Source organism: uncultured Aliivibrio sp. (genome assembly GCF_946479765.1).
Classification (GTDB): domain Bacteria; phylum Pseudomonadota; class Gammaproteobacteria; order Enterobacterales; family Vibrionaceae; genus Aliivibrio.
This window is the reverse complement of record NZ_CAMLHO010000038.1, coordinates 25,160-31,472: the sequence shown is the minus strand read 5'-3', so window position 1 is coordinate 31,472 and position 6,313 is coordinate 25,160. Positions and strand designations below refer to the sequence as shown.

The 6,313-nt window shown below is 37.2% G+C and carries 4 protein-coding genes; 2 read left to right on the top strand and 2 right to left on the bottom strand.

Annotation, left to right across the window (positions count from 1 at the left end):
- Both Q1K78_RS13470 and Q1K78_RS13465 read left to right on the top strand, forming a co-directional pair.
- Positions 1 to 336: YcxB family protein (locus tag Q1K78_RS13470; protein ID WP_366900008.1), on the top strand; the 336-nt coding region annotated here is incomplete at its 5' end.
- A gap of 316 nt (positions 337 to 652) precedes the next feature.
- A complete protein-coding gene (locus Q1K78_RS13465; RefSeq protein WP_300179725.1) occupies positions 653 to 1,747 on the top strand; it encodes a Fic family protein in 1,095 nt (364 codons plus the stop codon).
- Positions 1,748 to 2,177: 430 nt separating this feature from the next.
- On the opposite strand, the gene Q1K78_RS13460 is transcribed toward Q1K78_RS13465, so the two are convergent.
- Both Q1K78_RS13460 and Q1K78_RS13455 read right to left on the bottom strand, forming a co-directional pair.
- On the bottom strand, positions 2,178 to 5,396 hold the full coding sequence (locus tag Q1K78_RS13460) for a hypothetical protein (protein WP_300179722.1): 3,219 nt from the start codon (positions 5,394 to 5,396) through the stop codon (positions 2,178 to 2,180).
- 104 nt (positions 5,397 to 5,500) lie between these two features.
- On the bottom strand, positions 5,501 to 6,307 hold the full coding sequence (locus Q1K78_RS13455) for a hypothetical protein (RefSeq protein ID WP_300179720.1): 807 nt from the start codon (positions 6,305 to 6,307) through the stop codon (positions 5,501 to 5,503).
- Between the last annotated feature and the right edge of the window lie 6 nt (positions 6,308 to 6,313).

The following is a 6,313-nucleotide window of genomic DNA, read 5'->3' as shown; positions in this document are numbered from 1 at the left end:
ATTTTCAGCAAAATGGGGATGATCAAACCTCTAGCTGATTTGATCAACAACGCCCTTAGTATCTACTTTAAGAGAACGTGGTGGTTATGGCGACAAAAAATCAGCTCGCTTTCTGGCACTAAAGTGGTGTTTCAGGCTGACGCGAAAGGAGTGAGTTATAAAAGCGCTCAAATCACCCGTGATATCGCTTGGAGTGAAATTGATCAACTTGAACAAAGCAATTTAGGGTTTATCTTTCATATCGGTAAACAGCGCCAATATGTCAGTAAATCTTGCTTAAATGAGAAAGAGATCGCTTTCATTGCAGAGCAGCACGCAATAGAAAAAGCAAAGTAAGACCAGCTCCTCCGAACAACATAATCTGACTAACTCAAATAGTGCGACACTGTCGCACTATTTCGATTTGCTACAAAAAATTGACTCAGCCTAAACCAGATCTCCTAATATTCAGCCGCATTCAAACTGAACTATTCAGCAAACTTATCTCACTATTTTTCAATAATATGCACTTGTGATGCGAATAACACCTCTAATCGAATCATGTTTTGATGTGAATAGGAGGGTTAATCGCATCATGAAATGATTTGAATAAGTGCGCTATTCGCATCATACTGTGATTAGATTAAGCGAAATCGGATCAGAGGAAGGCGTTATGTGGATATGGCAGCAAGATAAATGGCCTCACTTTTATTGGGATGAACAAGTCATTGAACCGTTATTAAGGTCGGTTAGATTTAACCAAGGGCTTTTATTAGGGAAGATGACGAGTCAAGATCAAGAAAAAGCCATGCTTGATACGTTACTTGCCAATATTGTCCATTCAAGCGCAATTGAAGGTGAAACGTTAAATGCGTTTTCGGTGCGTTCTTCTTTAGCTAATAAGTTAGGGTTAAGTGAAGAAAGGCCTTTTCCCACAACAGAGCAAACCGATGGCCTTGCCGAGATCATGCTTGATGCGGTAGAGAACTTGGATACCCCTTTAGCACTCGATCGTATTTTACACTGGCATAATCGCTTATTTCCTCAAGGCTACACCATGTTTAACCCTGTGGTGGGTGGGCAATTACGTGGTGATGCACCTATGCAAGTGGTATCAGGCCGCATTGATCGTCCTGTTGTTCATTTTGAAGCCCCAAGTCGAGATATTCTTGATGCTGAATTGAACCAGTTTATTGATTGGTTTAATACGTCAAAAAGCGATACTTCGTTAGATCCTCTATTAAGAGCAGCAATGACACATCTGTGGTTTGTGACGCTTCATCCACTTGATGATGGTAATGGAAGAATCACTCGTCTACTTACGGATCTTGCATTAGCCCAAGCTGAGCAGCAATCGGTTCGATTCTATGCCATGTCGGTTGGTATTTTGGCGAACCGCAAAAGCTATTATGAGGTTTTAGAGCAAACCCAAAAAGGGGAGTTAGATATCACCGCTTGGCTACAATGGTTTTTTGAAACTCTTGACAGTACGTTTGCAGAAGTCTTTAACGAAATAGACAGAACGATTTTTAAAACCAATTTTTGGCGCAAGGTTGACCAAACTAAGCTGACAGAAGAGCAAGTAAAAGTGCTTAATCGAATGTTAGATGGGGATTTTGAGGACGGAATTAACACTTCTCAATACCATAAAGTTGCAAAGGTAAGTAAGCCAACAGCATCTCGGCACTTAGCGGCGTTAGTTGAGCTTGGCTGTTTGGCTAAAACTGGAGCGGGTGGGCGAAGTACTCGTTATGTTTTGGGAGGGTGAGTGGTTTTAGGGGGGATGAATTACAATTGCTCTGACTCATTTCTGAAGGTATTTGCGATAAATATGCCGAATGCCATTAACGAATTAGAAGTAGAATTACCAAGCGATTTTCCAAAAAGTATCTCTGACAGAATATTCAGTAATACATTGAGAATGGTAAATAAAGTCTGCTTGAGTAAAGATTTATAGCTTTGAATGATTAAAAAATGGATGCAGGTATTATCGGCATCCATTTTTCTAATTAGGTAACTTGTTTTTGCCCTATTATCATTTTTCTATGGAATAACTGATTTTTCGTCAAAGGCGAATTCGGATTAGTTTTGGTTAAGATAACGCAAAATCCATATATCAGAGTTAATGTTTGGGGGTTCTTTAATTCAAAAATTAATTGACTCGACAAAGTGATCTTTTGTTTATATTGAATTCTCGGTTACCATTCAAACCTCTCATTGCTCTCTGAATCACGTTCTGTTTCTCTTTCGTATTCACTAGCAATATATGCTTCCCATTGAACTTTTTTAGCAATAGCCCATGTTGATATTTCTTCGTTAGTTGAATCTATTAATGGCTGAAATAATGGTAATCGTGATTCAAGTATTTTTGCTCTTGAGCCTGTCCATCCATTCGGGCTGAAGCTTGTGAGATACTCATCTAGAACTTTAGCTGGTTCAGGGCAGGAGTTTAATAGTTCTATTGCTAATGGTGTCCACTTAATTGATTTTTCATTTGATTGATACGGCGTAATTATAGATGCGAGTACAGGGTAACTATCTTTGCCATTACTTTTACACCAATCTAGCGTGCTTTTCATATCAACTTTAGAAAATGGGCTTACTTTCTTATCAAACTTACCTTTTATTGCATTTCTTATCTGGATTTCAACTTCAGCATTACTACCTATAAATACTTCAAGAGCTAATATTGGGTGTAATTGAATAACTGTAGACATAAATTCAGGGAAATCATATCGGCCAATTATATGTTTCAAAATTTTCGCTTTAATTGCCTCTAGAACAGTTAAAGCATACTCTTTATTTGTACCAGCAGAAAAGCAGACATTGGCTATTTGGGTTAAGCTATGATCGCTGCCTCCCAAAGGTCCTCTTTCTTCTGGGTAATCGAATAATGCTAAAAATGATGCAGATTTCTCTTTAAGCAAGTCTGAAACAATATAGTGTTGATTTTGGTTTAGCCCATGAAAACGCATAGTTAATATATGGATAGCAACGTTCTGCCCACATTCTTTGTGCCAAATCAAATCCAAAATTTCGCATAACTTTTCATCAGGTATTGGTTCGTGCCTTCGTCCAGATGCGAGGTCGTTATACTCCCTTATTAGGCATGTATTTTCCTGTAGTGATTGAATAATACGAGCGGTAGACTCTGTATCAATCTGGTAGCTTAGTTGAACTCTGATGAAGTGTTGTTTAAGTATAGGATGAATAAGAAGGCTATCTAAGAAATGATTAGTCAGTGCGATATTATGTGTCGAAAGGTAATATATTTGGCCACATAAAAAATCAAGATTTCTTTCTTTTTCTGGAAGTTTCTCCAATACCCTTATTACTTTAGTTAATGCTTCAGGGTTGTTTTTTATTCCTTCAGCGTATCCTTTGCCGAATGCAAATAAATTAGAACTTATGTCTGGGTGTGATAGTAGTTTGAAAAGAATATCTTCAAGCTCTTTTGTCGGTCTATTTGCTAATTGAATACCTAATTCAATAGAGTATTCGTGCCCTTTTTTATACCCACGCTCAATTACTTTACCATTATCATCCATCTCCTCTAGGTCATAAAATTTCCACGGTTCAGCTAAAACGTACATATCTATATCGTCCAAAAGAGAATTTGGTGATAGTAGTTCAGAAATTGACTTTAACCTTTGAATATCACCTTCATTTGATGAACTACAGTCAAACCTTAATATTGAATGGATTGCTTCAAATCCATCGCTCCACATCCCTGATTTGCTTATTTCTTTACATATCTTCTCAATTATATCTCTGAGGGAACTTACTCCCCATAAGCTTCGCAAGTTTTTACTGAGTACTTTTTTTGCGGGTGACGAAACTTGGGCATTACCAGCTATTAACTCAGCGGTATATTCGATGAATAATTGATACCAGTCTTCAACATCTTGGTTGGTTTTTGGTCTGTAACCAAAGTCTCTTGGGTTTGCACCAAAATCAAAACTATGGCTTGAGGAAAAGTGCCAAGCTTCAAGAGATGAATCTAAAAGTTCGAAAGCTAGCTCTATACTAGGCTCGGTAGTGCTAGAAATTAAATTATTTATAACACCTAAACGCTGCTCTTTGGTTGCATGAGTTCCAGATAAGTAGAGTTGAAATAATGATTTTAAAATATCTCTGATAGAGTTGTTATTCTCATTTTTATCTTCAGATAGCGTGAATTGGCATAACAATTTTGCACATTTATCAAAATATTGTTCATCATAAGCAATAGACCTGATAAGCCTTGTTATTTCTGTAAATTGCTTATTTTTTCGTGTACAAAATTCAGGCTGTTTAGCTAAAGTTTCAATGTGAAGTAAAACTTCTTTAGTTGAAATAGGAGCTATATTGGTGAGCAACACCCAAGCAAGTTCACTTTTTCCTTCGGCGTATAGTTTATGTAACAATCCATTTTCATTTAACCAATCATTAGCGATGATTTTGGCTTCTTCACATTTAGGTAAGTAGCCTAATCTCCTTGAAAAGGATTTTAGTAAGCGTTCATCTGTTGATTCATTAAAGTTATCAGAAATAACACCTGTACTTATATTTTCTAACGCATGCTTTGCTAACCTATTCGCAATTGGGTGCGGTAAAACAGCCATCCATTTACTTCGTTGCTGAACTAAATTTCGACGCTTTAGCTCTATAGCTGATTCATAAATATCTCTTGATGGAATTTCTGATAAGTTACTGAGAAAAGTAATATCATCACTATAAATCTTCTCACTGTTAATTTGGAATGAATAAACTAGTGAAAGGTATTGAGCCGCTGTTTCGAGTGACTTTTCACTAGCATGACGTTGGTAAAATAGCCTTTTAAATAGTTCTTCATCCCTTAAACTTGAGATGTTTTCGTCTTTACCTATTGTTTCAGCCAAAGCCAAAGCTATTCTTGAGTTACCACATGAAAATTCACTAATTGTTCTAGAGTTTTGCTGACCTAGATGCTGATATCTAGCGTTAAGTATTTTTTCTATAAGCTCGATTGAAGATGGTTCTAAAGAGAATACTTCAGTTTGCTCAGGTTGGTCTTCTCTTAAATCATATTCGACAGTCAGTAAATTGGTGTTGCTGCTTTCAGTGCTGCATAAGGTTGTAAGAGATCTATGTAGGTCAGGCGGACAGTTATCTATTATTAAAATTGCTTTTCGACCTTCGCCAGCGATTTTTTCAGCCAAAGCTTGAGGTGTTGGCTTCGGAGCATTAGCCATATCAGTATAAAATACAGCCTTGTAAGGCAAAGGGTTTTCACCTATGCGCTCATCAAATAAGGCTTGTACGAACCTAGTTTTTCCAACACCAGATAAACCAATAAGTCTAATAGACGCTTTTTTTTCTAATAACTTATTTCTAATAAGGTTTAAGCCGTCTAAACCTTTAAGTCCTTCATTATTGCTTGAAGATGAATCAAGCAATCTGACCTGTTCATCAACGAAATATTCACCGGATGTTCCATGGGGGCAATGTGCCCAGTTATTATATCCTTCCCATGAGTTTGTATCGTTATAAAACCTAGAGTTTATCCATAGCTCATGAAATTCTCTTTTTTTTGAGATATAAAACCTTTGACGTGTGTGTAAATTTCGTCTTCTCTATCTACTGGTTTGCAGATGTTTTCGTGACAAGATTCAATAGGAATAGCTCTAGTTTCCGGTAAGCCTGGATCTGCACTGTCAGGCTTAACAACTTGTATTACACCATACATTTTCTTTGTTTCCGTAAGGATAAGGTGTCTTATTGGGGCATTCGAAGACCAACCTTTATACCAAGTGTTGAGTTCTCTTAAATTAGGATCATTTCTACTTAAAGATGCTGTGGCTACTGATGGCTTTAATAACGTGGTACACTTTAAGATAGCTCTAGCAGCTAAATTATGGCCAAGTAAAGCTATGTCAGAGCCCAGGTGAGGAGTTCCTAAAAAAGCCGTACCTGACACTCTGCCTAAAAATTGTTGTGCTTCGACTCTATTAGTTTGATCATGAGCAATTCTAAGTATTTGCTTCGTAATTAACCCTCCAAGGCTATGACAAACAAAGAATATTTCGCCTTCAGATAGCTGAGGAGTTTTTAGCATATGTTCAAATATATTGGTAGCAAGGTCAGGGATACCCATACCTGTGCTATTGAAAGATAATTTTGGTGCGGAATATTCAACCGTCCATATGCTTAGATCTCTATTATCTTCAACTAACCACATTGGCCAAGCTTCATCTTTAGAGCCTTTTTTAAGCCAAGTGCTGTTAGCACTTCCTCCTAGCCCATGTAGAAAAATAACATGGATATCTTTTATCTCATCAGAATCTGACCTAAGTACTATTTTTGCCACTGTTTT